The sequence below is a fragment of the Corynebacterium sp. c25Ua_89 genome (assembly GCF_047459735.1).
GTDB lineage: Bacteria > Actinomycetota > Actinomycetes > Mycobacteriales > Mycobacteriaceae > Corynebacterium > Corynebacterium simulans.
The window spans coordinates 148699-173666 of sequence record NZ_JASBOD010000006.1; the positions used below are offsets into that span (position 1 = coordinate 148699).

The window sequence follows — 24968 nt, forward strand, 5'->3', positions numbered from 1 at the left end:
ACACGCGGGACGGCCCCGGCCCGGTTACGGGTTAGTGGCGCGGGCGTGCGGCATGCCGATGGGCGATGGGCGCCCGACATGGTGGATCTCTCCTTCGATTTCGGCACGATCAATGCCATCACGGGACCCGTGGGATGCGGAAAGACGAGCCTGGCCCACCTTATCGCTGGACTGATCCCCTCGCACATCCCCATCGACCATGCCGGATTCGTGCACATCGTCGATGCCGACGGCACCGAACGCCCCGTGGACGGGGACCGGGTCACCTTCGTCGGGCAAGACCCGGCGACGCAGGTGCTCACGCTCCGAGTCGTCGATGACGTGTCCATGGCCCTCGAGTTTTCCCTCGTGGAAGCCGGCATCGTCGCCAAGCGATCAGCCGAGGCCCTATCGGAGCTCGGGCTGTCAGAGCTCGCGGAGAAGGATCCGTGGGCTTTGTCGGGTGGGCAACGCCAGCGGATGGCCATCGCCGGTGCGGTGGCCAGGGCGCCGGAGGTCATGATCTTCGACGAGCCCGCGGCCCACGTCGACGAGGACGGTCGCCGGTCGCTGTTCGCCGCCATCCGTGATTTGCGGGCTCCGGGTCGCGTCATCCTGCTCATCGAGCACGACCTCCGCCCGTTCGACGGGTGGGTCGACACAGTGACAATCCTCGATGCGGACGGGAGCGTCGCCGCGCACGGAGCGCCGGAGGGCATCGCGGTGAAGGGCATTGCGACGTCGGTCGCGACCGCCGGAGCGCCGGACGCCAGTACGCCGGGCACGGGGGCACCGGACCGTCTCAGTCCGGACCGGCGGCGAAGGCCCCGGGGAGCCGGGGATGGCGCCGATCCGGAATTGGAGGCGGATGCCGTTCCACTGCTGGCCTTGACCGGAGCCCATGTGGCCCGGGGCAGGGAGCGGATCCTGAACGGGGCCGATCTGACACTGGAACGGGGCGAGATCCATGCCCTGGTCGGCACCAACGGAGCCGGTAAGTCCACCTTGCTGGCGGTGCTGTCGGGCCAGATGAAGGCGGGAGCGGACCTCCGGATCGACGGCGAGCCAGCCCGGCGCGCCCCCGACGCCTTCGCGTCGTGGGCGTTCCAGAACCCCGAGCACCAGTTCACCCGCGCGACCGTCGCCGCGGAAATCGACTCCGCGCTGGCCGGCACGGACCCGCACGGGCCACTCGGCGCCGATGAGCTGCGGAAACTGCGGGAAGCCCTGTGCCCCCGGGCACTTGACCCCGTCTCGCCGTTCGTCCTGTCGGGCGGACAGAAAAGACGGTTGGGCATCTTCCTGGCGGTGGCGGCCAATCGCCGTTTGCTGCTTCTCGACGAGCCGTTGGCGCACCTGGATTCGCCGAGCTCGCGCATCGTGCTGGATGCGCTGGCGGAATACGCCGGGGCCGGCGGAACCGTTGTGTTCACGTGCCACGACCGCCGTGCTGCGCGAACGTGGGCGGATCGGGCGAGCATCGTCGCCGAAGGGAAGGTCGCCTGGTCCGGTCCCGCAGCCGACGTGCCGGCTTCCCCGGAGTCGTCCCGGTGGGATCGCGCACTGCCCGCGGCCGGCGCACGGACGTCCTTGGACGAAAGCCCCTGGACCAGTGGATCCGCCGCTCCAAGGCGCGCGGGGTTGAACGCCATCACGATTGTCGCGGCGGTGATGCTCGTCCTCGTCGCCGGGCTGCTCTCCGGCGGAGACGCCGTTCTCGCTCTGACGGGGGTCGTGTTCCTCGCACTCGCTGCGATCGCGGAACGCGACGTTCGGGCGACGGCGGGGAAGGTCCTCCTCGTCCTGTTGATCGGGGTGTTCTTCGGCCTGCTCGGGTGGCGCTCCGAGTTCTACGGCAGTGGGGATCCGGCGGAGGCTGTCCGCCACGGCATCCATCACGGACTGCTACTGACGGCCGTGTTTGCGGGGACGGTCCTGGTCTCCGCGTGCATGCGCGTCGAGGAGCTTTTCGACGCCATGGTGCAACGCCTCCGGGTTCCCTACACATGGTGCACCATAGCGATTTCCGGGGTGAGCATCGCGGCGTTCCTGCGCAGCGAAATCCCCCAGCTGACATGGGCGATTAGATTGCGCTCGATGCGACCGGGGCAGTCTTTCCGCTCCGGCTTCATTCGCGCGACGACGCCCGCGCGCATCGCCTTTCCCCTGTTCGTCAGCGCCGTGCGCTGCGCCGAAAAGCTGTCCCTGACCCTGGTGATGCGCAACTTCGGCCGCCATCCGCGACGTACCTTCCGCACCGATCACCCCTGGCGAGTGCGTGACGGTTTCGCGGCCGCAGCGTCCGCCGCGGCCTTCGTTGCCGCCCTGGTGTCCGCAGTGACTTGACGGGCACCCGGAACCGGCGGGTCCCGGGCCCGCGAGCGTTTCCGAGCTTGTGCGGAGACGCGTCCCACCCAGTTGCTTCACCCTTTCAACCCTTCAGACACATCCTCCGGGTCACGCCATGCGGGCCCGGTCCGCCCGGCACCGGCATGGCGCCGACAACCGAAAGAGGTACCAATGAACACGATCCAGACCATCAGCGACGTGCTTCGGGACAAGGCCGATGAGACGAAAAAGGGGATCACCTTCGTCGAGAATCGGCGGGACGTCTTCGTCCCGTATGGCCGGGTCCACGCGGAGGCGGTGGCGGCTGCGACTCGGTTGGCTGAAGCCGGCATCGGCCCCGGCGATCGCGTGATCTTCCAAGTTTCGGAGAACCGCGGGCTCATCCGGGCGTTCTGGGGCTGCGTCTACGCCGGCGCGGTTCCGGCGCTTGCGCCGCCGGTGTCGGGCCCGGTTGACGTCGACAGGGTGCGGACGCTCTCGGACATGATGCCCGGGGCCCCGATCCTGGTCGACGAACGCAGTCACACGCTGCTCACCGGCGCAAACGGTGCCGTGGTCGTGGGCGAGGACCGGCTGCTCGACGTGTCCATCGTCAATGACGCTGCCGCGGAACCGGGTGCGGCGATGCCGGGTGATGCTGAATTGGACTTCTCTCAGGCGGGGGACGTGGATTCCGGGGATGGCGCCGGGGCGGTCCCCGCGTTCCCGGTGCGAGGTCGATTGCTGCCGCCACCGTTGTGGCGGTCGCGGGGAAGCCGGTCGCGCCGGGGTGCCGGGATCTCGTCGGCCACCCCCGGCTCCTCGAACCGGTCCTCGCCTTCGCCCGCGATGCGGGCATCCATATCGAGGTGCCGCATGACAACCCGACCACGGGGCCGCTGCCGACAGCGGCCCACTGCGATACCAAAGAAAAGGGGAAACGATGACGGATCAAGCTGAACGAGGTGCGGCGATCGTCGTCCGCGACCTCACGAAGAGCTACCCGATTGCGGGCAATGCGGGCACCCCGCCCGAAGGCGGGGCAGGTGCCCCGCCGGACGGCGGGCGCAAGGGAAAGCGCGGCGCCCGGATGCGCAAGCATGTGCTCGACGGCGTGAGTTTTACCGTGCCCGCCGGGGCGATCGTGTCGTTCCTCGGCCACAACGGTGCAGGCAAGACCACCCTCATCCGAATCCTGTCGACGCTCATCACCGCCGACTCCGGCGAGGTGAGCATCTTCTCGCGCGATGTGAAAGAGGACCCGGCGGGCGTGCGCGCCGACATTGCCACCACCGGCCAATTCGCGGCGATCGACGAGAACCTCACCGGCCGGGAGAACCTGGAGTTCTTCGGACGGCTGCGCGGACTCGACCGCGCCGCCGCGGCCGCCCGCGCGACGGAACTGCTCGCGCAATTCTCGCTCGCGGACAGTGCCTCGACGCTGGCGTCGGCCTATTCGGGTGGCATGCGGCGCCGTCTCGACATCGCCGCGTCGCTGTGCGTCGTGCCCAGGCTGCTGTTCCTCGACGAACCCACAACGGGGCTGGACCCTGTCAGCCGCGAAGAGCTGTGGGGCTTCATCCGGCAACTGCGCGACGACGGAATGACCCTGGTGCTGACCACCCAGTACCTGGAAGAGGCGGAGGCGCTGGCCGACCACGTCCATCTGCTCAAGGATCGCCGCATCGTCGCCAGCGGAACGCCGGAGGAATTGCGCCGTGACTTCGGGTCGCACGTGCTCCGCGTGTCCTTCGCCACCGCCGCCGAGGCGGAGGCGTTCGCCTGCTGCCTCGGGGGAACGTGCCTAGACGGCGCCCGCGTCGCGGGGAAGTCGGTGTCCCTCGACGTCGACCCCGGACCGCGGGTCCTCGAGGCGGTGGCGCAGGCGATGGAGGCCTCGGAAGCGTCGCCGGATTCGCTGAGCGTGTCGCCGCCCACCCTCAACGAGGTGTTCATATCGATGAACGCAGGGGGTGCGGCGCGATGAGTGCGACGTCGGTCGCGGCGTTTCTCCGTCGGGATTTGCTGCTGTTGCGACGCAACACCGCGTCGCTGATCTCCATGTTCGTAGTTCCGCCCCTCTTCCTGCTGTGCCTGTACGCGGTGTTTGGGTACTCGGCGGGGCAATCCGGCTTCGGGTACCTGCGTTTCGTGCTCGGCGGCTGCCTGTTTCAGGCGGCGATGTTCACTGCCGCGGCGTCGGCGATGGCGGTGGGACAGGACGTCGAATCCGGGCTCGTTGACCGCGTGCGTGTGTTGCCCGGGGCCACAGGCGGCTATGTCGCCGGCAGGCTCGCCACCGATGTGCTGCGGATGTCCGCGTCGATCGCGGCGCTGCTGGTCGTCGCGTGGGCCTGCGGCCTCGACATGGCTGTCGGTGACGTCGCGTGGACTGTCCTGTGGTCGCTGCTCGCCGCGGCGGTCCTGTCCCTGGTCACGGACGGGGTGATCCTGATGGTGTCCGCCCCGGTGTCGACGGCCTCATCGATCCAGGCGCTGGAAATGCTGCTGCTCATGTTCTCCACCGCGTTCATTCCGGCGACCGCTTTGGACGGCTCCCTGCGCGACGTCGTACGTCACATGCCGTTTTCGCCGATGATCGAGGTGATCAGGGCGGCGTCCCCGGACGCCTTCCCGGATAGCGCCGGGGAAGAGGCAGCCCTGTGGCTCGGTGTCGCGGTGGTCGCCGGAATCGTCCTGTTCATCCGCCGGTTCACCTCGAGGAGCGAATCATGATCGGCGCCATCTTCGTGCATCTGCGGCGCATCGCCCACATTTGGCTGCGGCGCCCCGACTTCTGGTTCATGACGTTCATTGCTCCGCTCGTGTACCTGTTCATCGTCAACCGCATGTTCGGTGGCCTGGTCAGGCAGCTCACCGGAGAGTTCGAACTCCGGAACGCGGTCATCCTGGTCGTGACGGCGTGGGCGTTCATCCTGGCCATCACGGGATCGTCCACCGTGTTCGTTGAACGCAGCAATGGCTTCCACGAGCGGTTAATCACCATGCCGTCACCGTACGCGGCCGTGCCGGCCGCACGGATCATTGCCGAGTTCATCCGGATCATGGCGATGACGGCCGTCGTCGCGGCGGTGGCCGCTTTGCTTTCCGACGGCCCCCCGGAGGTGTCCTGGTGGTGGAGGATCGCGGTGACCGGGGCGATGGTTGCCGCGGCGGCCGCATGCACCGGCACGTACATCGCGTTCTCCATCACCAGCCCCCAGGGTTCCGTGGCCCTCATCCCGTTAATCATCGTTGCGATGTTCGTCAACACGGTGCTCATGCCCGCCGACCACTTCCGTCCCCTCCTGCGCGGAATCGCCGGGCACACCCCCGTATCCGCGGCCGGCGAGGCCGTCAACGGCACCGGGGCTGCGGGTCTGGTGGTCTGCGCGGCCTGGTTCTTAGGCATCGCCGTGCTCGCGGCGTGGGGCATCGCCGTGAAAACGAGGCCGGGGGAGTCTGCATGACGGGCACGTCCACGGGGGCGGCGCCGCCGGCGACGGCCCGCGAACCCGAGCACCTAACCCGAAACCGCCGCGTGGACGCGGCCCACACACCCCGGAGACAGAACCAGATGAAGTCGATTGCCCAGATCGTCCAGGACAACCGCAGACTCCTCGCGGCCTACGAGGACAAGGTCCAGCCGAGGTTCCTCAGCCGCTATGCGCGTGAACCGATGGACGCCGCCGCCGTGTATCGGAAGCTCCGTGCGCTGGATCCCGGGCCGGATGCGCCGGCCCGGGTTCTCGACCTCGGTTGCGGAACCGGGTGGCTCGCCCGCATGCTCGCCGCCGAGCCTCGCTATCGCAGGGCGAACATCGTCGGCTACGACCTGTCGCCCAATGCGATCCGCATCGCCCGCGAACGCGCCGCCGTCGAAAAGCTCGGGGCCCGGACGGAATTCCACGTCGCCGACGTCCTCGCGCCGCTCGCGGGAGAGCCCGGCAGGACCGATGAAATCTGGGTGTGCGGCGCGCTCCACCAAATGAAGGATGCGGGTGCCGCGCTCGGCAGGGTCGCCGGTCTGCTCGCCGACGGCGGCATCGCTTACGTGCAGACGTTCGCCGAGGATCCCGACGTGAACGAGCGGGTCGACATGGCCGTCATGGCGAAGATGGGCCACCGGGTGTTCCGGGGCAGCGAGCTCGAGGACCTCGCCGAAGCCAACGGGCTGAAGCTGGGCAGAGCCTCACACGCCGGCATGGTGTACTTCTGCACTCTCACGAAGAAAAGCGCGATCGGGGAGGCGGGCAAGTGAGCGCCGTGGACGGGACCGTAGGCCCGTGGTCGCTGCTCGCCCCGATCCGGACGCGGATGCGTGCGGTGGTCGCGTTATCCGTCCTGTCGTCGATGGCTACCGTCGCTTCGCTGGTCGGCATCATCGACATCGCGATGACGTACCCGGAGGCCCCGGAGCATCGGACGTGGTTGGCCGTGGCTGTCATCGTCGTCGCCGCAACGGTGCGCATGGCCGCGGACGGCGCCGCCGGCATGCTCTCGCACCGGGCGGATAACGACCTGCAGCTCCACCTCCGGCGCCGGCTGGTCGCCCAAATCCGGAAGTTGCCGCTGGGCTGGCTGGACGCCCGGCGCTCGTCGGGAATCATCGGGTCGGTTGAGAAGGACGTCGCGGCTGTCCACCAGCTCATGGGCCACACCGTCGGTGAGACCGTGGTGGCGGTGCTGGTTCCCCTGCTTTCCCTCATCGCGCTCGTCGCGGTGGATTGGCGGATCGCGGCGGTGGCGGTCGTCCCGGTGCTGGTCACCTTCGCCCTGATGGGCGTGATGATTTCGCGCGGAGCCGGTCTTCAGCGCGACTACGAGCGAGCCTCCGAAGGAGTGACGGCCGCGGTCATCGAGTTGGTGCGCGGTATCCCGGTGATGAAGTCCTTCGGACGCGCCAACCAGGGCGCGGGTCGCTACGATGCCGCGGCGTTGTCGTTCGTCCGCGCGTGGTCCGCCTGGTCCCGGCAGTCGAACATCTATCTCGGGTTCATCGACGTGGTGACGTCCCCGATCACAGTCCTCGCAGTGGTGTGCTGGGCCGGCCTCGCTCTGAGGGACGCCGCGGGCGGCATACCGGAGGGTCTCGTCGCCGGGCTGGTTCTCAGCCTTGGACTCTCCGCGGCGATCGTGCGGGTGGCCATGAACTCCGAACCCATCATCGCGGGGATTGCCGCCCTGAAGTCCATCGCGGAGGTGCTGGGCACGCCGCCAATCGCCGAGCCCGCCGATCCGGTGCCCGTGCGCGGAGGCGCGCTCGAGGTCCGGAACCTGGTCTTCTCCTACGGCGATGGGCCGCGGGTCCTCGACGGGATGTCCGCGACGTTCGAACCGGGGACCCTCACTGCGCTGGTGGGGTCCTCCGGTTCCGGAAAGTCCACCGTCGCCCGGCTGTTGGCGCGTTTCCACGACCCCGTTGAAGGCTCGGTGCTGCTGGGCGGCGTCGATCTTCGCGACATCGCCGTGCGCGACGTGCACCGCTCGGTGTCGGTGGTGTTCCAAGATCCGCAGTTGCTCACGCTGCCGTTGCGGGAGAACATCCGGCTGGCCAGGAGAGACGCCACCGACGGCGAAATCATGGCGGCCGCGAAGCTCGCGAACCTCGATGCGGTCATCGCGGCGCTGCCGAAGCGTCTGGATTCGGTGGTCAACGTCGACGTGACCTTTTCCGGCGGTGAGGCGCAGCGCGTGGCCATCGCGAGGTCGATCGTCACGGACGCGCCGGTGCTCATCTTCGATGAGGCAACCGCTTATGCGGATCCGGCTTCCGAGGCCCTCATCCAGTCCGCAATCGAGCGTTTGGCCCGTTCGCGGACGGTGATTGTGATCGCGCACAGGTTGAGCACGATCCGCAACGCCGACCGCATCCTCGTTCTCGATGGGGGAGCGGTCGCGGAGGCGGGTACCCACGACGAGTTGCTTGCGCGCGGTGGCCGCTACCGGGATTTGTGGCGCGCGTTCGCGCTCGACGACGAACCATCCGCTCCGCGGGGCACTGAATCAGGCGATGAAAAGGCGGGGAACCGATGATTCGGGACTTGTGGTTGATGACGGATCGGCGCTCGAGAATGACGCTGGCGTGGCTCATTGCGTTGGCCGCGCTTGCCTCGCTGGCCCAGGGAGCGGCGTTCGTCGCGCTGCTGCCGCTGCTGTCGGCTCTGGCCGAGGGAGATGATGCGACGGCGTGGCGTTTCACCGGCGTCATCGCCGGCCTCGCGGTCGCCCATGCGGTGCTGTCCCTCGCCGCGGGGACGGTCGGCAGGGCGAATTCCGCAGCGGTGCTGTCGTCCCTGCTGCGTTCCCTGGGCGAACGCGTGCTGACGTTGCCACTCGGGTACGTCACCAAGTCCACGGCCGGCCGCTTTTCGGAGATGGCGTCGTCGGGTATCGCGTTCGCGGCGTCCGTGCCGCACGTGATCCTGCGGCCCGTCATCGCCGCGGTGGTTGCGCCGACCGTCATCGCCTTCGGAATTCTGGCGGTGGATTGGCGCGTCGGTTTGGTTCTCGTCGCGTCGGCGCCGGTGCTCTTCTTCGCCTACCGGGCCATTGGCCGGGTCGGCGGGGAGTCGGACGAAGCGCATGCTGACGCCGTCGCTGCCGTCTCCGGCAGGCTGATCGAGTTCACCCGCTGCCAGCAGGCGATTCGCGCCGCGAGCGACGGTTCAGCGGCGGACGCGATGGTGGATGAGGCGATCCGGGCCCAACACGATACGTTCGCGAAGGCGACGTCGACGCAGGGGGCGGCCATCGGACGGTTGAGTTCGGTCGTCCATGCGGTGTTCACGGCGGCGGTAATCGTCGCCGTAGCAGTCGCCGCGACGGGCGGGATGGCGCCGGCGCAGTTGGCGCCAATGCTCATCGTGGTCGTCCAGTTCACCGGACCGATCACCACGGCGGGAGCGTTGTCCGGCGGTTTCGGTGCGGGCCGCAACACGTTGGCTGCGTTGCGTGACCTGCGGGCGATCCCCGCCCTTCCCGAACCGACCGCACCGGAGCTGCCCAACGGGCATGACGTGGAGTTCCGCGGCGTGAGCTTCGGGTACGGGGATAAGAAGGTTCTCGACGGCGTCAGCTTCCGTGCACCTCAGGGAGCGCTGGTTGCTGTAGTGGGACCGTCGGGGGCGGGCAAGACGACGGTCATGCGGCTGCTGTCGCGTTTTCATGATCCGGACTCGGGGGAGATCCTCATCGGCGGGGTGCCCTTGCCTCGGATCGGCACCGACGGCGTGAACTCGCTGGTGACCCCGGTGTTCCAGGAGACGTTCCTTTTCGACGCGTCCGTGCGGGACAACGTGGTCTTCGCTGACCCCGAATTCGGTTCCGGGCCCGGTGACGGGGACCGCTTGCGCGAGGCCGCTCGGCGTTCCGGGGTGGACCGCATCGTGGAGCTGCTGCCTTCCGGGTGGGATACCCCGGTGGGGGAGGAGGGGACGCTGCTGTCGGGAGGCGAGCGGCAGCGCCTCGCCATCGCCCGGGCGCTTCTGAAGGATTCCCCGGTGGTGCTTCTCGACGAGCCGACGTCCTCGCTGGATGCGGCCACTGAGCGGGCGATCGTCGGCACGATGGAGGCGTTGCGCGGCGATCGCACCGTGATCGTCGTCGCCCATCGCCTGCACACCGTCCGCGATGCCGACCTCATCGTCGTGCTTTCGGAGGACGGGACGGTCGCAGAACGGGGCACGCACGATGAATTGCTGGCGAAGGGCGGCCGCTACGCCGAGTCGTGGGCGTGTCGGACGGGGAGCTCCTCGGGCGCCTGATCCTCATCACCTGGTCGATGCCCTCACGGGCGCCCTGCCGCAGCGTCCCGAATCCCACCGCCAGGCGCTCGGTGGGCAGAGCGAAACCGCCGACGAAAACACCGAGCAGCACGAACACCGACGAGCTGTAAGGCTGAAGCTTCCTAGAAAGCGAAAATAGCCCTCTTCCTCATCCCCGTGAAAGCTGGGAGGGAAGGGGGCTCTTTGCTGCCTTGCCGCTAGCTACTACCGCCCGTGCACCTGGTTTTGAGCAATTTCCAGCCCGTGGCTGGCGATTAGCTCCACTGCCTCCGCCGCGGTGGGCAGGGTGAAAGCGAGTTCCTTGCGCTCCTTGGCATTGAAGTTGCGCAGCACATAATCAGCTGGATCCTGGCGGCCCTGCACCCACGCCAGGCGCGGATACGCGGCAACAGATGACGCGCAAAACTCTTCCAACGAGTCGGTGCCAGTTACATGGAGTTGCTCGTCTGCGCCAGGCACCCAGGGGTCATGCGGGCAGCCCTCGGCGGGGTGACGATTGCCACTCGGTCAGCGGCCAAACGGCGCAGTTCAACGTCGCATTTCACGACACCGCGCAGCTTTTCAACAGTCCGGTTCCAAACGTCGAACCCAACAGTCGGCGGGGTTTTCACTGACAGGTAAGCGCGACCGTCACCTGTCACACCCCACCCCTGCGGAGTAGGGCAGAGGTAGGAGGTCACCCGAAGGATGGTGCTCTCTTGTGTCTTGCTCCGTCCCGCTTTCCATTTGCCCCATTCGCCTTCACGAGACACGACTTCACCAAATAGCAATTATGTGAATCACATCGTCGATTCTTAGTATGCACGATAAAAGCCGCCTACCCAGTACTTGCTGGGGAGGCGGCTTGTGGTTGTGGTTAGACGGTTCTACTGTCGGCCATTCCTAATGCGCGACCAGGCTGCTGCGATAACCAGGCCAACGCACGCGATGGCGAGGTAACCCCACATGTGATCGGCGCTGGTCTGAATGGTCTTTGGTGGAGCAGGAGTGTTCTCTGCGGTTAGGACGCTTTCTTTGTCGCGACCAGAGGTGACACCGTCAATCCAGTCGGCGGTGCCTGCGAGGGTAGTGATTGCCGCGCTGGGGGAGGGCAGGTCAGGATCTCCATTGGAAGTTCCGGCGGTAGCAAGCCCGGCGAGCTTTCCATCGACGAAGAATGGTCCGCCGGAGTCACCGCCCTGCATGCCTGCACCGGAGACCGAATGTACGTCGAGGATGGCGCTTTGAATCATTGGCATCATGGCAGCGTCGGCTGGGATGCTTTCGGTTCCAGCAGGGATCGACTCGGTTTTGGAAGCATCTGGCTTAACTGCATCTGGCATTGCTGTACCTGGCATGACGGCTTCTGGCTGCATTTTCATTGATTCCATGTCACCGCCTGGAATCGCTTCACCTGGAGTAGCTGCACCAGGCGCAGCCTCACTTGGAGTTCCTTCATCGGGGCCTCCGCCCAGCAGCTCATTGACGACCATCTTGGACATCGGAAGCTGTCCGGATCGGGCCATCGACGAGCTGCTGCTCCAGCCGTAGAGAGTTCCCACCTGTCCAGGTGTTGGAATATCGCGGGAGACCTTCGCCGGGGTTGCGTCAGTGACTTTTTGAGTCAGGTGAAGCAATCCTGCATCAGACATTGGGGACAGCGCCCAAGAATCGGCATCGTAGACTTTCCCGCCGATGCGGGCCTGGGTTCCTTCGTTGTTCACAGACTCTAGGCAGTGGCGTGCTGTGAGCACCCACTGATCTGCAACCAGCGTTCCGGTGCAGTCACCGAAATTGCCGACTTTGCCGATCTTTAGCGCGGCCACAGAACTGCTTTCAGCATTTGCCGGTGCGGGTTCGCCGTTTTCCAATGCAAGAGCTGGAGACGCAGATAGAAGCAGGGTGCTGCTAACAATTGCTGCGATGGAAAAAGATGTTTTCTTCACGGTTATTTCCCTTTCCCAGAAGGAACAATGGCCTTGATTGCGGTGGCAACGAGTTTTTCGGCAGGGCCCTGACCCACAAACTTCCTCCAGAGACTTGCGATGACGAGGAAGAATACGATGAAACCTGCTGCAGACAGCGTGGAATGCAATGCAACATTCTGCTGCCAATAAGCTGCGGTGAGAACGTGCAGGATGTAAATGGTCAGCGACATTGTTCCCATGGCCGCGAATGGGTAAACCGCGGTCGGGAAGCGGTCGCCTACGAACAGGCACAAATGCAGAACAACAGCGGCAACGGCGACGGAGAGAATGATTTCGCCGAAGACACCGGTATGTCCGGTAAATCGGAGCCATCCAGCAATCTCGGGATCAAATCGGAAGTACATGCCGACGGCTGTGATGACAACGCTGACAGCGGTAACAATCCAACTCAACCGGGCATTAGCGCTGGTCTTGGAGGTAGAAGTGTCTTGCAGACGACCGCGTAGGTAGACGTCGTAAAGCAGCATGCCGCCGATGAAGTATGCAATCCATGCCAGTAGCGGATAAATCTGTGGCAGCGTCATGGGCGCGTACTTTATTGTTGCGCCGATAGTTGCGGCGATGAAGAAGCCGACTCGCCACCAGGTTCCGAGCGCTGGCATCCAGGAAACCAACATCATTACCAGACCCATGACGATGAGGACTACTTGAATTTCTCCACCGACCGGCAACAAGGCCAGGCCGATGAGAATAATCAGAGCGCCGCGAGTGATGAGGCGCAAGAAGGTGGTGCTGCTGTAATTTCGGCCGATAATCATCATGGTGGCGCCGGCAATAATGGCGAACAATGATGAAGGCAGGCCGGAGAGCACAACCTTTGTGCTCCAAAGCAGTGAGGCCATATGGACAATGATCATGCCGATGATGGCGAGTGAGCGCGCTATATCAAGCCCCACAATTCGTGAAGGTTTATTCACCTCAGATTTCTCCTTGTACTACAACTTATCGGGAGGTGCTCTTTGGTAAAAAGCTCTCCCTATAAGCGTCTTAATCAAAACGACTTTCTTGTTGTAGCAACCGAATCTGGCAATACATTAGGTGATTTTGAGTAAAAACAGAGTGTTTCGTCTGTACATTCCCTGTGAAGCTAACGTGTTCAAAGAGCCCAGGTCACGCGTAACCTAGTGGCCTGAGAACAATGCTGACGAGTTTCACTTAGTCCGAGGTGCCAGGCGTCTTCCTCGCGTATCTGTTAATCATTGCTATTCCCAGTGCTCTCGCATCGGTAGGTGACGCGTGGCTGGCCCAACCCTGAACCTGCTTGCCACCTGGTGGGCAGCGGTCCCCGGCTATGCCCTGTGCTGGAGCATCATCGCCGATGAAGACAACACGATCTGCAGTCCGGAGAATCGTGGGGTCTATGGGCTTTGGTGATGCACCGTCTATAGAGGCGCCGATTTCTGTAACTGATTTGGCTGCAAGCGCATTGGTAGTAGTTTTGGGATTTCCTTCACTTCAGAATCCTTTTTCTATAGTTTTTCCGGCACGGAAAGATCATTGGGGAAAAGGCGCGGCCCGAGCCAGCGGGTGACGTAGACAAGTGCAACGAGTACGGGAACTTCAATCAGTGGTCCAATCGTTCCCGCAAGTGCTTGCTGGGACAATGGGCCGAAGGTGCCAATCGCAACTGCAATTGCCAACTCGAAGTTATTTCCGGCAGCCGTAAAGGCAATCGATGCGGAGGTTGCGTAGTTCATGCCCGCGGCCTTGGCCGAAGTGAGAGCGATCGCGAACATGGCGAGGAAGTAGATCACTAGTGGTAACGCCACTTTTCCAACGGTCCAGGGATTCTCAACAATCTGCTGTGACTGAAGTGCAAAGAGCAACACGATTGTGTATAGAAGGCCGGCAAGCGCCAATGGTGAGATTTTGGGCAAGTACTCATTTTCATACCAGTCGCGACCACGGGTGCGTTCACCAATTATGCGTGATGCCGCGCCAGCCAGCAGCGGAATGCCGAGGAATATCACTACGGATAGTGCGATTGCCCAAAAAGAAAAGGTGACGGAAGTGGTTTCCAGTCCCAACCAGGAGGGCAGAATCTGCAGGTAGAACCACCCTAGAACGCCGAACATTACAATTTGAAATAACGAGTTTACGGCCACCAATACGGCAGCGACTTCAGTATCGCCGCAAGATAGGTCGTTCCAGACCAAAACCATTGCAATGCAGCGGGCGAGACCGACGATAATCACGCCAGTGCGCAGTTCTGGACTATCGCTGAGGAATATCCAGGCAAGGCTGAACATCAGTGCGGGGCCGAGAATCCAATTGAGGAAGACTGTAATGCCCATCAGCTTCCTTGATGTCAAAATTTTGCCCGTTTTGTCGTATCGGACTTTTGCGAGCGGTGGGTACATCATGACCAGCAAGCCGATGGCGATTGGTACGGAAATTGTCAAAATTTTTGCCTCTGCCAGCCAGTTCACAAGTGACGGTGCAATTTTGCCCAGGATGAGGCCAATTGCCATTGCAGCTGCAATCCATAGCGGCAAGAAGCGATCTAGGAAGCTGAGTGACTTTGTAGTCTGTGTCATAGATTCCGGTGTAATCGATATATCGATAGATGTCAATATGTCCAGAGTAGGGGCCGTGTAGTCTCAACAGGTATGGACGAAATCTCAGAATGCTGCGCACTTGGCGGTCGGCCTCTCGAGGCGGCGGAAGCGCAAGCTGCGGCAACGCTCTTCAAAGCGCTGGCGCAACCGGCGCGCCTGCAAATTTTGTCTCAGCTCGCTGCCGCTGGCTGTAGTCCGATGACCGTGGGGGAGCTGGCCGCTGTTTCTGGGCTTAGTCAGCCGACGGTATCGCATCATTTAAAGACCATGGCGGATGCCGGGCTGCTTACTAGGTCTAAGAGTGGACGGGTAGTAACCCATGAGGTACGCCCTGAGGTATTTGCTGAGCTGCGACGTATCCTGGATATCGGTCACGCGGACGGGAGATAGTGAGCCGCTGCTCGCAAATTGCGACAGGTCGGAAAACTCTGTTTACCCGTTCAGGCGCTTGACGACGGCGTCGTGAAGCAACCCATTCGTCGCAACCGCATCCCCGCCGTGCGGCCCGTCGACACCCGCTAGAGAAGCGAAGCGGCCACCAGCTTCGGCTACCAGGGCTGCAAGCGGAGCCAGGTCCCACAGAGAAACTTCCGGCTCAGCGGCGACATCGACCGCGCCCTCGGCTACTAGGCAGTAGGAGAGAAAGTCACCGTAGCCGCGTAGACGCCATGCTCAAGCGGGAAGTCTTACGTGATAGGAAAGTCTTTGGCAATCCGATCGCCTGCCGGCAGGAAGTCTTTCGATGGTGCATGCGCTACAACACACACCGGCGACACTCGTGGTGCAATCTTGTAGCCCCTGATGTCTTTGAAACCGAGACTTCAGCGACACTGACCAAAGCAACATAGCTAACCCCCGACATGTCCACTATCCGGGGGCCAGGCCCATGCATGAGTTGTACTCATCCGTGTACATTGTGCCGTCCAAATCAAAGACATATTCCACGATTACCCCCCTTAAGCTTATGTCGGTTTCAGACTGGTCAGTATCGTCAAGAGAAGGAATGCAGATAGCGATACAATTCCGAAGAACACCGCAACCCAAATAAAGCCAACTGAGCCCAACAATGCTCCTGCAAGAATAGATCCGATAATCATTCCCAGCGGAGGCATCGATTCAGCACGACCCCGCGCAACTAGATGAGTCCTTCCGTATTGGTTTACCGCAACAATATTTGATGCCGCAGTAAACGAAAAAGCCCAAAGGACTCCCGCAATCACCATCAAGATCGCTAGTTCAAGATTATTTTCTTTTTCATCCTTGAGAAGAAGTTCAGCACACACTGCAGACAAACCGCCCAGCCCCAAGGACCAAATCGCAACCTTCTGCGCTGAAAACTGGTTGATAAGATAGGGAACCACCAATATTGGAAGGTACATGGCAACCATATGTAACTGCGACAATTCAGAAATTTCGGAGCTGCTTAGCTCCTGTCGCTGGGCTTCTAAGGGAACTGCTGTCATTAAAAGGGTCATAGTTACATAACTGAAGAACCCCAATACACCACCAAGATAAAGAGTCGAACGATCACCTGAACGATCACCCGAGCGATCATCCTTGGATGTTCGTGCAAGCATCGTTTCAATGGTTTGGGGTAGAGCCAGCGAGGCGAAAAAGACCAGTATCCCAAGACCAATTACAACCCGATACGCCTTGTAGAAATCGCTTGGGGATTCGGCCACGATACCAGCAACCCAAGGACCGAAAATCGACCCAACGACTCCGCTCAAGAGAACGAGACTCGTATCCCAAGGACTTGGCTGGGGCGCGAAATCTTTCACCAAAATTCGATGAAAATTTGCGAGCCCCATAAAGATACCGACGAGCAGTATTCCACCGTAAAATAGCCAGATTTGTTGCTTTTGCATTGCAAAAGATGTTGCCATTCCTGACAAAATACAAGTTGTACCCGCAATTAGATATACCATTCGAGGCCCGAGCCTTTTAATCAATGGCATTCCAAGTCGAGCGGCAATTATGGTACCCAAGGCTATTAAAACATAGGTCATCGTGCCGCCTAACGCTGTCCTAGTCAATTCTTGACCAGAGCGTACCGAAATCGTCAGATCGATACCCGCGACTGACAGGGAAAGCGCGTATAACAAGCTGAACCGAAAGGTATTAAAATTTATTGCTTGTTTTAATTTCATAATTCACTTACTGCGTTAGCGGTCCGCAACCTTTGTATCCAAATACAGATCTGTCACACCAGAGTCCGGGATGTATCGCTGAACATCTCTACCGACTACATTAATTTCAGGCTCAATACGCACAACTATGCCTCCAGGTACGTCCAAAGGCAAAGACCCCGCCACCCACGGACTGGTAATCCTTAATGTGGTGAGCGGAGTCCTCAACGTTGCTATCACAACAGTGAAGCTTGTTGGGGGGGCTGCGTTTCTTTCAAGAGAAGTTTGCGTAAGGAACGATAGTTGTTATCCATAAGGTGGATGAAATGGAAAAAGAAAGAATTAGCGCAACTATAAATGCTTTCCATGAACAGTTGCCGATGTAGCGGTTTTTCTTCACCAGGAAAATGAAGAAAAGAATGATACCGCACGCAAGCAGGAGCGCCAGTGGTAATCCATAGAGCACAAAAGGAATGGGGAGCGTTGTGGATAATAGTATTTCACCGTAGAGTGCTACTATTCCGCAGACGATTCCCATCACGGTTTCTAATAATGGAAGTTTGTCTTTCATGTCAGGCCTTCTTCAGTATTTTTAGCTCTCCATTGTTTGCTTTGTCATGGCAATCATTAATTGCCTCTTGCTCGTCTCCTTCATGTCGGAGGCCTACATCGCGGCCAATTGCGTTGTTCGTTTGGTCCATGTCCCCGGCATCTGGCGTCCCAGGGTGGTCAGTTTTATGAGCGTCGGCAACCTGAGTAGCGAAGTCTGCGTTTGATCGGATGGTTGTTAACGCCTGCCAGATGCAATGGCGGTCTGCATCTTGGATGGGCCTGGCCCCTGTTAGGTAGACACCTTATATCCAGCCCGGTTGGGTTGGGGCCAGGCCCCTTTGACGTTTTACAAAGAAAACCTAGTACAGCGGCCATTTTTAGGTAAACCAAAGGTTTTGGGTACACCCGCAAACTGTGTAAACGATAACGGGTTGGAAACAGATACAAACTAGGGCTTCGTAATACCTACCCGCGTGAAATGATGAGCCTTGCTAGACCAATAGCAAGATAGATAGAGGGATTTGTTCATGCTTCACATTCCGTACCTAAAGAAAGTCATCGTGGGCTCGGCTTTCGCAGGTGCGTTTTTCTTTGCGAGCCCCACTGCAGGCGCCCAAGAGCTGCCTGCTGCCGAGCCATTCGACCCAGCTGCCGCCGCGAATGCCGTGGTCAATCATGTCAATGATGAGATTGCTCGCTTCGGCGCGCAATCTGGTTTAAGTGACATGCTGCAGACGCAGCAGCCGGCCGCGCCGGCCCAGGCACAAGTGCAGGGCCAAGTTCAGACCCAAATTCAGGCACAGAATAAAGCGCTGAATTCGGCCGTCAACGATGCAGTGTCCCAGGCCCAGAACGCAGTGCAGCCGGTCATCGAACAAGCGAATGCGGATAGCCAGCAGTACGCGCAACCGCTGACCAACCCGAACCCGGTCGGCATGATTGAGCAGGCAACACAGCCGGCTTTCAAGCCACAGGGCACGGACCCGAACTACGTCTGGAAGAACGATGCTTTCTCCAAGGCGGCAGCCGCTAAGCCCTTCGATGACTACGTGTTGCATCGCGTACCTGGTTCCTACTTCGACGCACCGCGCGTACCTGAAGAATCCAATGCGGCGTTGACGCGTGGAAAGTCCTTGTACGGCCCAGGTACGCCGCTGTATGTTCGTCAGGACACCATGTGCACCTTGACCGCAGCAGGCACCGACGCAGCCGGCCGCAAGGTAGGCATCACCGCGGGACACTGCGGCAACGTCGGTGACCCAGTTTCTTCCGCCGATTCCTGGCAGGTTGGCCCAACCGGCACCATTGCCTCCAGGAACGATTACCTGGACTACTCGGTCATCGAGTTCGGCTCCAAGGCTGAGGTAACCCGCAACTACAATGGCGTGCATGCCACGGAGGTTGGCGGCAATGTCAAGCCGGGCGCTGTCACCTGCAAGACTGGCGTCGCAACCGGCACTACCTGTGGCATGACCTACCAGCAGGCCAAGGAAGTCCAGATCAACCAGGTCTGCGCCATGGAAGGTGATTCCGGCGCACCGGTTATGTACAAGGGTCGCATCATCGGTGCAATCTCCCGCGGTCTTATCCCGGGTCTGCCTGATTGTCGCACCCCGCTGCAGGGCGCTCTGCACGATCCGACCGTAGCGATGAACATGGACGCAATCCTTGCGGACATGAACCGCCGCGGTGGGGTAGGAGCAGGCTTTACGCTCCCGCAGAACTAATCTCTCCCACAAACGGCTACATGCCCCGCGTTTGAAGCGCGGGGCATGTAGCCGTTTTAGTGATTGTTTTGTCTATTGCAGTTTCAGCGCTTCCAGCGCTGCCGTATGCAGCAGGCCGTTGCTAGCCACCGAAGAGCCGTGGTGCGGGCCGGCCTCGCCGTTGAGGCCGGTGAACTTACCACCTGCCTCGGTTACCAGCAAAGACGGCGCTGCAAGATCCCAGAGGGAGACCTCGGGCTCTGCCGCGATGTCGACTGCGCCTTCTGCCACCAAGCAGTAGTTCCAGAAGTCGCCATAGCCGCGCAGACGCCAGGTCTTTTCGGAGAGTTCCACGAAGCAATCACGCAAACCGCGCTTAGCCCAGCCTGCCAACGAGCCCATGGCCAGAGAGGCATTTTCGAGCTGGTCAATCTGCGATACGTGTAGACGCTTTGGCTCGCCGCCGAATACGCGGTAGGCGCCGCCGCCCTTGGCGGCGTACCAGCGACGTCGCAAAGCAGGCGCGGAAATCACCGAAACCACAGGCTCACCGTCTTCCAAAAGAGCAATCAGCGTGGCCCATACCGGCACGCCGCGCACGAAGTTCTTGGTGCCATCGATCGGATCGATGACCCACTGGCGGCCCTTGAAGGTGGGGGTGCCGCCGAATTCCTCGCCTAAGACTTCGTCGCGCGGGCGGGAGCGCTTGAGAGCCTCACGAATCTGCTTCTCGCAGGCCAAGTCAGCGTCAGAAACCGGGGACATATCCGGCTTGTCCTTGACCGAAAGATCGGAAGCCTCAAAGCGGTGCATCGTGATGACATCCGCGTGACCTGCTAGCTCGAGCGCGAGGCCTAAGTCTTCTTTGAACTTACCCACGGAGCCATGCCTCCATTTGATCGACAACCTGTTTATTACCAGCGATGCACCATTCCACACCGCCTGCTTCTACCTTGCGGGCGGCGCCACCTGCGGCCTCCACCAGCGCTTTGCCCGGGAACCAATCCCAGTCTGCGACGCTGTGCTGCATCCAAGCACCCCAGGTGCCGTCAGCAATGCTGGAGAGGTCCACGGAACCGGCGCCGAGCATGCGAACTGTAGCAAAGTGCTCGGACACACGCTGCCCGGCCGCGCAGATTTCCGGGTCCTGAATGGATGTAGGGTGCAGGTAGGTTGCCATGCTGGTTTCATTTGCCGGTTTATCCTGCAGCTTGGCGACGTCCTTTCCATCACGGGAAGTAGGAAAGTCACGGCCGCCGAACCAGGTGTAGCCCATGGCGGGACGGTGTACTGCGCCCATGATGACGCCCTCGGCGTCGGTAAGCGCGAGCGCCGAGCACCAGTAATCCGAGCCAGATGCGAAGTTATAGGTACCGTCTACTGGGTCGATGACCCAGTTGCGTCCCGAGGTGGAAGGGCGGGTAGCGCCCTCCTCTCCGAGGATGCCGTCCTCGGGGCGCACCACCTCGAGCACGCCGGCAACGAAGCGCTCGGTGGCGCGGTCTGCATCGGTGACGACATCAGAAATGGAGGTCTTCTGATCGACGTCAATGCCCTGCTCACGCATGCGCCATGCTAGGCGGCCTGCGTTGTAAACGAGTGCCTGCGCAAGGTGTGCGTCGGTGTCATCTACGTGAGCTACCAGAAAGGTTTTGGTGATCGCGTCGATCATCTCATTCAAGCTCGGCTGTTGAGTCATGGAGCTATTGTCCCGCTAAATGCGGCCGATGGCTAATTGTGTGTGCTGCGCAGGTAGACTTGGGCGCTATGCGTCCCGAACAATCAGCCCGTCTTGCCGAATTGGATTCCACCCTTACGACCATTGAAAAGGTCATGGATCCTGCAGCTTTAGCTGAGCAGGTTCGTGAGCTCGAGGCTCAGGCTGGTGACCCCTCTTTGTGGGATGATCCGGCCCACGCGCAGCAGGTGACTTCCGCGCTTTCGGCCGCGCAGGCCAAGATTCGCAAGCTGGAATCGCTGCGTTCTCGCGTGGACGATATGCCGGTTATGTACGAGTTGGCGGAGGAAGAGGGGGACACCTCGCTTGCCGACGACGAGCTAGACGAGCTGGGCACCCTCATCGAGGCGCTGGAAGTGACCACGATGCTTTCGGGCGAGTATGACCCGCGCGAGGCCGTTATTAACATCCGTTCCGGTGCAGGTGGCGTGGATGCGGCGGACTGGGCTGAGATGCTCATGCGTATGTACGTGCGCTGGGCGGAAAAGAATGGCCATAAGGTGGATGTCTACGACATTTCTTATGCAGAGGAGGCGGGCATCAAGTCGGCCACCTTCGTGGTGCACGGCGAGTACATGTACGGCCAGCTTTCTGTAGAACAGGGCGCCCACCGTTTGGTCCGCATCTCGCCCTTCGATAATCAGGGTCGGCGCCAGACCTCCTTCGCTGAGGTGGAGGTGCTGCCGGTGGTGGAGCAGACCGACCATATCGATATTCCGGATGCGGACGTGCGCGTCGATGTCTATCGCTCTTCGGGCCCTGGCGGCCAGTCAGTTAATACTACGGATTCCGCGGTGCGTCTGACGCACATTCCGACCGGCATCGTGGTGACCTGCCAGAATGAAAAATCCCAGATCCAGAACAAAGCCTCGGCGATGCGCGTGCTGCAGGCCAAGCTTTTGGAGCGCAAGCGTCAGGAAGAACAAGCGGAGATGGATGCGCTCGGCGCAGGCGGTAATGCCTCGTGGGGAAACCAAATGCGCTCGTATGTCCTGCATCCGTATCAGATGGTCAAGGACCTACGCACTAACTATGAGGTGGGCGATCCATCGAAGGTGCTCGACGGTGACCTGGATGGATTCTTGGAGGCCGGAATCCGCTGGCGTATGGCTGAGGCGCAGAAGGAAGAGCAGGAAAGTTAGGTTTTACACTTTCTGTTGTTAACTCATGTTGCTAATGTGGCTTGAGTGATCACCTTTGAAAATGTGTCCAAGGTTTATAGAACGTCGACAAGGCCTGCGCTTGACGACGTCTCGTTTCAGATCGATGACGGCGAATTCGTCTTCCTGATCGGGCCCTCCGGCTCCGGTAAGTCGACATTCCTACAGCTGATGGTGCGTGAGACGAATGTTTCCTCCGGCGACATTCACTTCGGCGATTTCCACGTCAATGCGCTGAAAGGCCGCCAGATCAATCAGCTGCGCCAGTCCATCGGCTACGTCTTCCAAGACTTCCGCCTGCTGCCGAAACTGAACGTCTACCAAAACGTGGCCTTCGCGCTCGAGGTCATTGGCAAGAAGAAGTCCAAGATCGACAAAGCGGTTCCAGAAGTTCTGGAAATGGTGGGTTTGGGTTCCAAACAGCACCGCATGCCGCACGAGCTTTCCGGTGGTGAGCAGCAGCGCGTTGCCGTGGCGCGTGCCTTTGTTAACCGCCCCAAGTTGGTCCTTGCAGATGAGCCGACGGGCAACCTGGACCCGGGTACTGCCTCGGAGATTTTGGGATTGCTATCCCAGATCAACCGCCGCGGCACCACAGTCATCATGTCTACGCACAATGCACGTGCCGTCAATGATGCCCGCCAGCGCGTCCTCGAGCTGCACAACGGCAAGCTCGTTCGCGATGAAGACCACGCACTGTACGGAGAGGCTCTGTAAATGCAACTAGGACTAGTTTTACGCGAGGCTTTTAAGGGGCTCGGCCGCAACCTGACCATGACGGTGGCGATGGTTATCACAACCGCCATTTCCGTAGCGCTGGTCGTCGCCGGCGTGCTGGTGACCAACATGACCAACGACACCAAGGAGATCTACTTGGAGCGCGTGGAAGTCATGGTTCAGCTCAATGAGGACATCTCTGCAAACGATCCGGAATGTAGTTCTCCGGAATGCGCTGACTTGAAGAAGCAGCTGGAAAGCGAAGACGACGTGGAATCGGTGACTTATCGTGACCGTCAGGCGTCCTACGACCGCTTCGTCGAGCTCTTCAAGGAGACCGATCCTGTGATGGTGGAGGAGACCTCTCCCGACGCGCTGCCAGCGGCCTTCCACGTCCGCTTAGTCGATCCCACGGATACCGCTCCAATCGACGCCATCAAAGACAACCCGGCGGTCGGCGAAATCATTGACCAGCAAGAAGAAGTCCGCGGTGCCGCCCATAACTTGGACGCCATCCGCAATGCCACCTTCGTGCTCGCAGCCGTGATGGCAATCGCAGCTATCTTCCTGATCGCGAACATGGTTCAGATTGCTGCTTTCAACCGCTCCCGTGAGACCTCGATTATGCGCATGGTGGGTGCATCCCGCTGGATGACCCAGGCTCCGTTCGTGCTGGAAGCACTCCTCGGAACGCTGATCGGCGTCGTGCTCGCTGGTGTGGGCATCTCCGTGGGTAAGTCCGCGGTGGTTGACCCCTCGCTGAAGAATCTCTACGAATCGCAGCTTCTGGCACCGATTAAGAGCTCGGACATTTTGGTTGCTCTGCCTATCGTGGGCGTATTCGCACTGATCTTTGCTGCACTGACGGCGCAGATTACCCTGCGCGCTTATGTGCGCAAGTAAGCACCGCGTATAGTTGTAGAAATTATGGCGAAGAAGGCAAAGAAGAAAGCAGCGGTCGATAACAACACGACCCTAGCCACCAATCGCCGTGCCCGTCACGATTACAAGATTCTCGATACCCTCGAATGCGGCATGGTCCTGGTGGGAACCGAAATCAAGTCAATGCGTGAGGGCAAAATCTCGCTCGTCGATGCGTTCGCAACCATCGACGACGGCGAGGTTTATATCCGCAACCTCCACATCCCTGAGTACTCGCAGGGAACTTGGACAAACCACTCGCCAAAGCGCACTCGCAAGCTGCTGCTGCACCGCCGTGAGATTGACAAGCTCATGGGGCAGGTGCGCGATGGCAACAAGACTCTGGTGCCGCTTAAGGTCTATCTGAAAGATGGCCGCGCCAAGTGCGAGTTGGGCCTTGCCCAGGGTAAGCAGGACTACGATAAGCGGGAGGCCATCAAGCGCCGCGATCAAGACCGCGAAATCACCCGCGAACTGGGGCGCCGCATCAAGGGAATCAACGCCTAAGCGCCGCCACGACGTAGCCTGGGTACCATGATTCATACGGCAAAGGCTCACGACGTCGTCAAGGGCGAGGCAAAAGTAACCGGCAAGTCGGTGCTCGTGGACAGGCTCTGGCCGCGCGGGATAAGCAAGGATGACTTGGCGCCGGACTATTGGCTCAAAGACGTAGCTCCCAGCCCTGAGCTGCGCAAGTGGTGGAACCACGACGCGGATTCATTCGATGAGTTCTCCAATCGTTATAAGTCTGAGCTCGACGCGAACGACGCCGAAGATATGGAAAACCTACGCCGCCTCGCGGACAAGGGCGCAGTAACGCTTATCTTCGCCGCCAAGGACCGCGAGGTAAATCACGCTACGGTTCTCAAAGAATGGCTGGATGCGCAATAAGGCGCAATAGGGCAGAGATGAACCACATAGGGCTTATGCCGAGGGACTTGAGCCTTAAGCCGGTGTTGGAGTAGTGTTTATCAAACCGCAGAGAATTGCACATACCCGCTCTGTAGGTCAATGGGGTCGACTTGGTTTCGACTTCGTACATTGAGCCAGGGGAAGCGTGCCGGTGCAGGCTGGAGACCACCGTAAGCGTCGCAGCAACCAATAAACGCAGAGAAGAACTCTCAGCGTGACTACGCCCTCGCTGCCTAATTTCAGCGACGCGTGTCTGTCAGCCCAGGTTTAGTTCCTGACCTGGTTCCTGGCATCGACTAAGGAACTTGCCTTTCTGGTTTGTTGTTCGGCCGGAAGGGGACTTCTAGAGCAACTGGGCCCATCATCCGGAACGTGTTTGCCCGTGCCGGAGGGCCGAGTAGAGATCCTGTGCAAACTGCGCACGGAGAAGCCCTGGCGAGGTGACGAAGGACCCGGGTTCAATTCCCGGCGGCTCCACCACTTGCCCCAGCTAAACGATGTTTAGCTGGGGCTT

The 24968-nt window shown here is 60.9% G+C and carries 25 protein-coding genes, 1 other RNA gene and 1 pseudogene; 17 read left to right on the forward strand and 10 right to left on the reverse strand.

Annotation, left to right across the window (positions count from 1 at the left end; genetic code table 11):
- Positions 1-78 precede the first annotated feature (78 nt).
- From QKB66_RS10070 to QKB66_RS10105, 8 genes are all read left to right on the forward strand, one after another.
- Positions 79-2325 carry an ATP-binding cassette domain-containing protein gene (locus tag QKB66_RS10070; protein WP_414253219.1) on the forward strand — a complete coding sequence of 749 codons (2247 nt, stop codon included), beginning with the start codon at positions 79-81 and terminating at the stop codon, positions 2323-2325.
- 174 nt (positions 2326-2499) lie between these two features.
- Entirely contained in the window at positions 2500-3267 is a 768-nt protein-coding gene (locus QKB66_RS10075) for a hypothetical protein (protein WP_414253220.1), read from the forward strand.
- Positions 3251-4294, forward strand: coding sequence for an ATP-binding cassette domain-containing protein (locus QKB66_RS10080; RefSeq protein ID WP_061921079.1), 1044 nt, complete (start codon positions 3251-3253; stop codon positions 4292-4294). Before QKB66_RS10075 ends, QKB66_RS10080 begins: the two co-directional genes overlap by 17 nt.
- On the forward strand, positions 4291-5043 hold the full coding sequence (locus tag QKB66_RS10085) for an ABC transporter permease (RefSeq protein ID WP_414253221.1): 753 nt from the start codon (positions 4291-4293) through the stop codon (positions 5041-5043). Before QKB66_RS10080 ends, QKB66_RS10085 begins: the two co-directional genes overlap by 4 nt.
- Positions 5040-5777, forward strand: coding sequence for an ABC transporter permease (locus QKB66_RS10090; RefSeq protein WP_062041717.1), 738 nt, complete (start codon positions 5040-5042; stop codon positions 5775-5777). The genes QKB66_RS10085 and QKB66_RS10090 overlap by 4 nt, the downstream gene beginning before the upstream one ends.
- 107 nt (positions 5778-5884) lie before the next feature.
- Positions 5885-6568, forward strand: a complete 684-nt coding sequence (locus QKB66_RS10095) for a class I SAM-dependent methyltransferase (RefSeq protein ID WP_414253222.1) — start codon at positions 5885-5887, stop codon at positions 6566-6568.
- On the forward strand, positions 6565-8343 hold the full coding sequence (locus tag QKB66_RS10100; RefSeq protein WP_414253223.1) for an ABC transporter ATP-binding protein: 1779 nt from the start codon (positions 6565-6567) through the stop codon (positions 8341-8343). The genes QKB66_RS10095 and QKB66_RS10100 overlap by 4 nt, the downstream gene beginning before the upstream one ends.
- Positions 8340-10073 (forward strand): ABC transporter ATP-binding protein, encoded by a 1734-nt coding sequence (locus QKB66_RS10105; RefSeq protein WP_061921088.1) that lies wholly within the window; start codon positions 8340-8342, stop codon positions 10071-10073. Before QKB66_RS10100 ends, QKB66_RS10105 begins: the two co-directional genes overlap by 4 nt.
- A 225-nt stretch (positions 10074-10298) precedes the next feature.
- On the opposite strand, the gene QKB66_RS10110 is transcribed toward QKB66_RS10105, so the two are convergent.
- From QKB66_RS10110 to QKB66_RS10120, 3 genes are all read right to left on the reverse strand, one after another.
- Positions 10299-10553 (reverse strand): hypothetical protein, encoded by a 255-nt coding sequence (locus QKB66_RS10110; RefSeq protein WP_345791626.1) that lies wholly within the window; start codon positions 10551-10553, stop codon positions 10299-10301.
- A gap of 407 nt (positions 10554-10960) precedes the next feature.
- Complete coding sequence (locus QKB66_RS10115; RefSeq protein ID WP_414253224.1) at positions 10961-12019, reverse strand: trypsin-like serine protease; 1059 nt, start codon at positions 12017-12019, stop codon at positions 10961-10963.
- Positions 12020-12021: 2 nt separating this feature from the next.
- A complete protein-coding gene (locus QKB66_RS10120) occupies positions 12022-12978 on the reverse strand; it encodes a DUF418 domain-containing protein (protein ID WP_311517657.1) in 957 nt (318 codons plus the stop codon).
- A 319-nt stretch (positions 12979-13297) separates the two neighbouring features.
- On the opposite strand from QKB66_RS10120, the gene QKB66_RS10125 reads away from it, so the two are divergent.
- Positions 13298-13435, forward strand: coding sequence for a hypothetical protein (locus tag QKB66_RS10125; RefSeq protein WP_414253225.1), 138 nt, complete (start codon positions 13298-13300; stop codon positions 13433-13435).
- A 95-nt stretch (positions 13436-13530) separates the two neighbouring features.
- On the opposite strand, the gene arsB is transcribed toward QKB66_RS10125, so the two are convergent.
- Positions 13531-14598: an ACR3 family arsenite efflux transporter gene (arsB, locus tag QKB66_RS10130; protein ID WP_414253226.1), complete on the reverse strand. Its 1068-nt coding sequence runs from the start codon at positions 14596-14598 to the stop codon at positions 13531-13533.
- A 72-nt stretch (positions 14599-14670) separates the two neighbouring features.
- Between arsB and QKB66_RS10135 the strand changes: the two genes are divergently transcribed.
- Entirely contained in the window at positions 14671-15009 is a 339-nt protein-coding gene (locus QKB66_RS10135) for an ArsR/SmtB family transcription factor (RefSeq protein WP_248092125.1), read from the forward strand.
- Positions 15010-15051: 42 nt separating this feature from the next.
- Here QKB66_RS10135 and QKB66_RS10140 read toward each other — a convergent pair.
- The 4 genes and pseudogenes from QKB66_RS10140 to QKB66_RS10155 form a co-directional block, all read right to left on the reverse strand.
- A pseudogene (locus tag QKB66_RS10140) lies at positions 15052-15288 on the reverse strand (inositol monophosphatase family protein); the annotation flags it as partial.
- A 293-nt stretch (positions 15289-15581) separates the two neighbouring features.
- Positions 15582-16769, reverse strand: coding sequence for an MFS transporter (locus QKB66_RS10145; RefSeq protein ID WP_414253227.1), 1188 nt, complete (start codon positions 16767-16769; stop codon positions 15582-15584).
- Between the two features lie 253 nt (positions 16770-17022).
- The gene (locus QKB66_RS10150) at positions 17023-17319 is read right to left on the reverse strand and encodes a hypothetical protein (RefSeq protein WP_414253228.1); all 297 of its coding nucleotides are present in this window, start codon (positions 17317-17319) and stop codon (positions 17023-17025) included.
- A 1-nt stretch (position 17320) separates the two neighbouring features.
- On the reverse strand, positions 17321-17575 hold the full coding sequence (locus QKB66_RS10155; protein WP_399531255.1) for a DUF6973 domain-containing protein: 255 nt from the start codon (positions 17573-17575) through the stop codon (positions 17321-17323).
- A 252-nt stretch (positions 17576-17827) separates the two neighbouring features.
- Between QKB66_RS10155 and QKB66_RS10160 the strand changes: the two genes are divergently transcribed.
- Positions 17828-19027 carry a S1 family peptidase gene (locus tag QKB66_RS10160; protein WP_311518843.1) on the forward strand — a complete coding sequence of 400 codons (1200 nt, stop codon included), beginning with the start codon at positions 17828-17830 and terminating at the stop codon, positions 19025-19027.
- A 72-nt stretch (positions 19028-19099) separates the two neighbouring features.
- Here the strand turns inward: QKB66_RS10160 and hisN are convergent, their stop codons facing one another.
- On the reverse strand, positions 19100-19885 hold the full coding sequence (gene hisN, locus QKB66_RS10165) for a histidinol-phosphatase (protein ID WP_061921103.1): 786 nt from the start codon (positions 19883-19885) through the stop codon (positions 19100-19102).
- On the reverse strand, positions 19878-20705 hold the full coding sequence (locus QKB66_RS10170) for an inositol monophosphatase family protein (protein ID WP_414253229.1): 828 nt from the start codon (positions 20703-20705) through the stop codon (positions 19878-19880). The genes hisN and QKB66_RS10170 overlap by 8 nt, the downstream gene beginning before the upstream one ends.
- A gap of 68 nt (positions 20706-20773) precedes the next feature.
- On the opposite strand from QKB66_RS10170, the gene prfB reads away from it, so the two are divergent.
- From prfB to ssrA, 6 genes are all read left to right on the forward strand, one after another.
- The gene (gene prfB / locus QKB66_RS10175) at positions 20774-21886 is read left to right on the forward strand and encodes a peptide chain release factor 2 (protein ID WP_061921119.1); all 1113 of its coding nucleotides are present in this window, start codon (positions 20774-20776) and stop codon (positions 21884-21886) included.
- 45 nt (positions 21887-21931) lie between these two features.
- Entirely contained in the window at positions 21932-22621 is a 690-nt protein-coding gene (gene ftsE / locus QKB66_RS10180; protein ID WP_061921107.1) for a cell division ATP-binding protein FtsE, read from the forward strand.
- A complete protein-coding gene (gene ftsX / locus QKB66_RS10185) occupies positions 22622-23524 on the forward strand; it encodes a permease-like cell division protein FtsX (RefSeq protein ID WP_248092115.1) in 903 nt (300 codons plus the stop codon). It begins immediately after the preceding gene.
- A gap of 24 nt (positions 23525-23548) precedes the next feature.
- Entirely contained in the window at positions 23549-24049 is a 501-nt protein-coding gene (gene smpB / locus QKB66_RS10190; protein ID WP_061921111.1) for an SsrA-binding protein SmpB, read from the forward strand.
- 27 nt (positions 24050-24076) lie between these two features.
- Entirely contained in the window at positions 24077-24433 is a 357-nt protein-coding gene (locus tag QKB66_RS10195) for a DUF488 domain-containing protein (protein WP_062041685.1), read from the forward strand.
- A 122-nt stretch (positions 24434-24555) separates the two neighbouring features.
- Positions 24556-24934, forward strand: a transfer-messenger RNA (tmRNA) gene (gene ssrA / locus QKB66_RS10200).
- The last annotated feature ends 34 nt before the right edge of the window (positions 24935-24968 follow it).

What these genes read in the sequence shown, in the direction of transcription:
- arsB (WP_414253226.1), bottom strand. Translation starts at nt 14,598, where the DNA reads ATGACACAGACTACAAAGTCACTCAGCTTCCTAGATCGCTTCTTGCCG.
- QKB66_RS10135 (WP_248092125.1), top strand. Translation starts at nt 14,671, where the DNA reads ATGGACGAAATCTCAGAATGCTGCGCACTTGGCGGTCGGCCTCTCGAG.
- QKB66_RS10150 (WP_414253228.1), bottom strand. Translation starts at nt 17,319, where the DNA reads ATGAAAGACAAACTTCCATTATTAGAAACCGTGATGGGAATCGTCTGC.
- QKB66_RS10160 (WP_311518843.1), top strand. Translation starts at nt 17,828, where the DNA reads ATGCTTCACATTCCGTACCTAAAGAAAGTCATCGTGGGCTCGGCTTTC.
- QKB66_RS10105 (WP_061921088.1), top strand. Translation starts at nt 8,340, where the DNA reads ATGATTCGGGACTTGTGGTTGATGACGGATCGGCGCTCGAGAATGACG.
- QKB66_RS10195 (WP_062041685.1), top strand. Translation starts at nt 24,077, where the DNA reads ATGATTCATACGGCAAAGGCTCACGACGTCGTCAAGGGCGAGGCAAAA.
- QKB66_RS10095 (WP_414253222.1), top strand. Translation starts at nt 5,885, where the DNA reads ATGAAGTCGATTGCCCAGATCGTCCAGGACAACCGCAGACTCCTCGCG.
- QKB66_RS10170 (WP_414253229.1), bottom strand. Translation starts at nt 20,705, where the DNA reads ATGACTCAACAGCCGAGCTTGAATGAGATGATCGACGCGATCACCAAA.
- QKB66_RS10080 (WP_061921079.1), top strand. Translation starts at nt 3,251, where the DNA reads ATGACGGATCAAGCTGAACGAGGTGCGGCGATCGTCGTCCGCGACCTC.
- QKB66_RS10085 (WP_414253221.1), top strand. Translation starts at nt 4,291, where the DNA reads ATGAGTGCGACGTCGGTCGCGGCGTTTCTCCGTCGGGATTTGCTGCTG.
- QKB66_RS10145 (WP_414253227.1), bottom strand. Translation starts at nt 16,769, where the DNA reads ATGAAATTAAAACAAGCAATAAATTTTAATACCTTTCGGTTCAGCTTG.
- prfB (WP_061921119.1), top strand. Translation starts at nt 20,774, where the DNA reads ATGCGTCCCGAACAATCAGCCCGTCTTGCCGAATTGGATTCCACCCTT.
- smpB (WP_061921111.1), top strand. Translation starts at nt 23,549, where the DNA reads ATGGCGAAGAAGGCAAAGAAGAAAGCAGCGGTCGATAACAACACGACC.
- QKB66_RS10075 (WP_414253220.1), top strand. Translation starts at nt 2,500, where the DNA reads ATGAACACGATCCAGACCATCAGCGACGTGCTTCGGGACAAGGCCGAT.
- QKB66_RS10070 (WP_414253219.1), top strand. Translation starts at nt 79, where the DNA reads ATGGTGGATCTCTCCTTCGATTTCGGCACGATCAATGCCATCACGGGA.
- ftsX (WP_248092115.1), top strand. Translation starts at nt 22,622, where the DNA reads ATGCAACTAGGACTAGTTTTACGCGAGGCTTTTAAGGGGCTCGGCCGC.
- QKB66_RS10090 (WP_062041717.1), top strand. Translation starts at nt 5,040, where the DNA reads ATGATCGGCGCCATCTTCGTGCATCTGCGGCGCATCGCCCACATTTGG.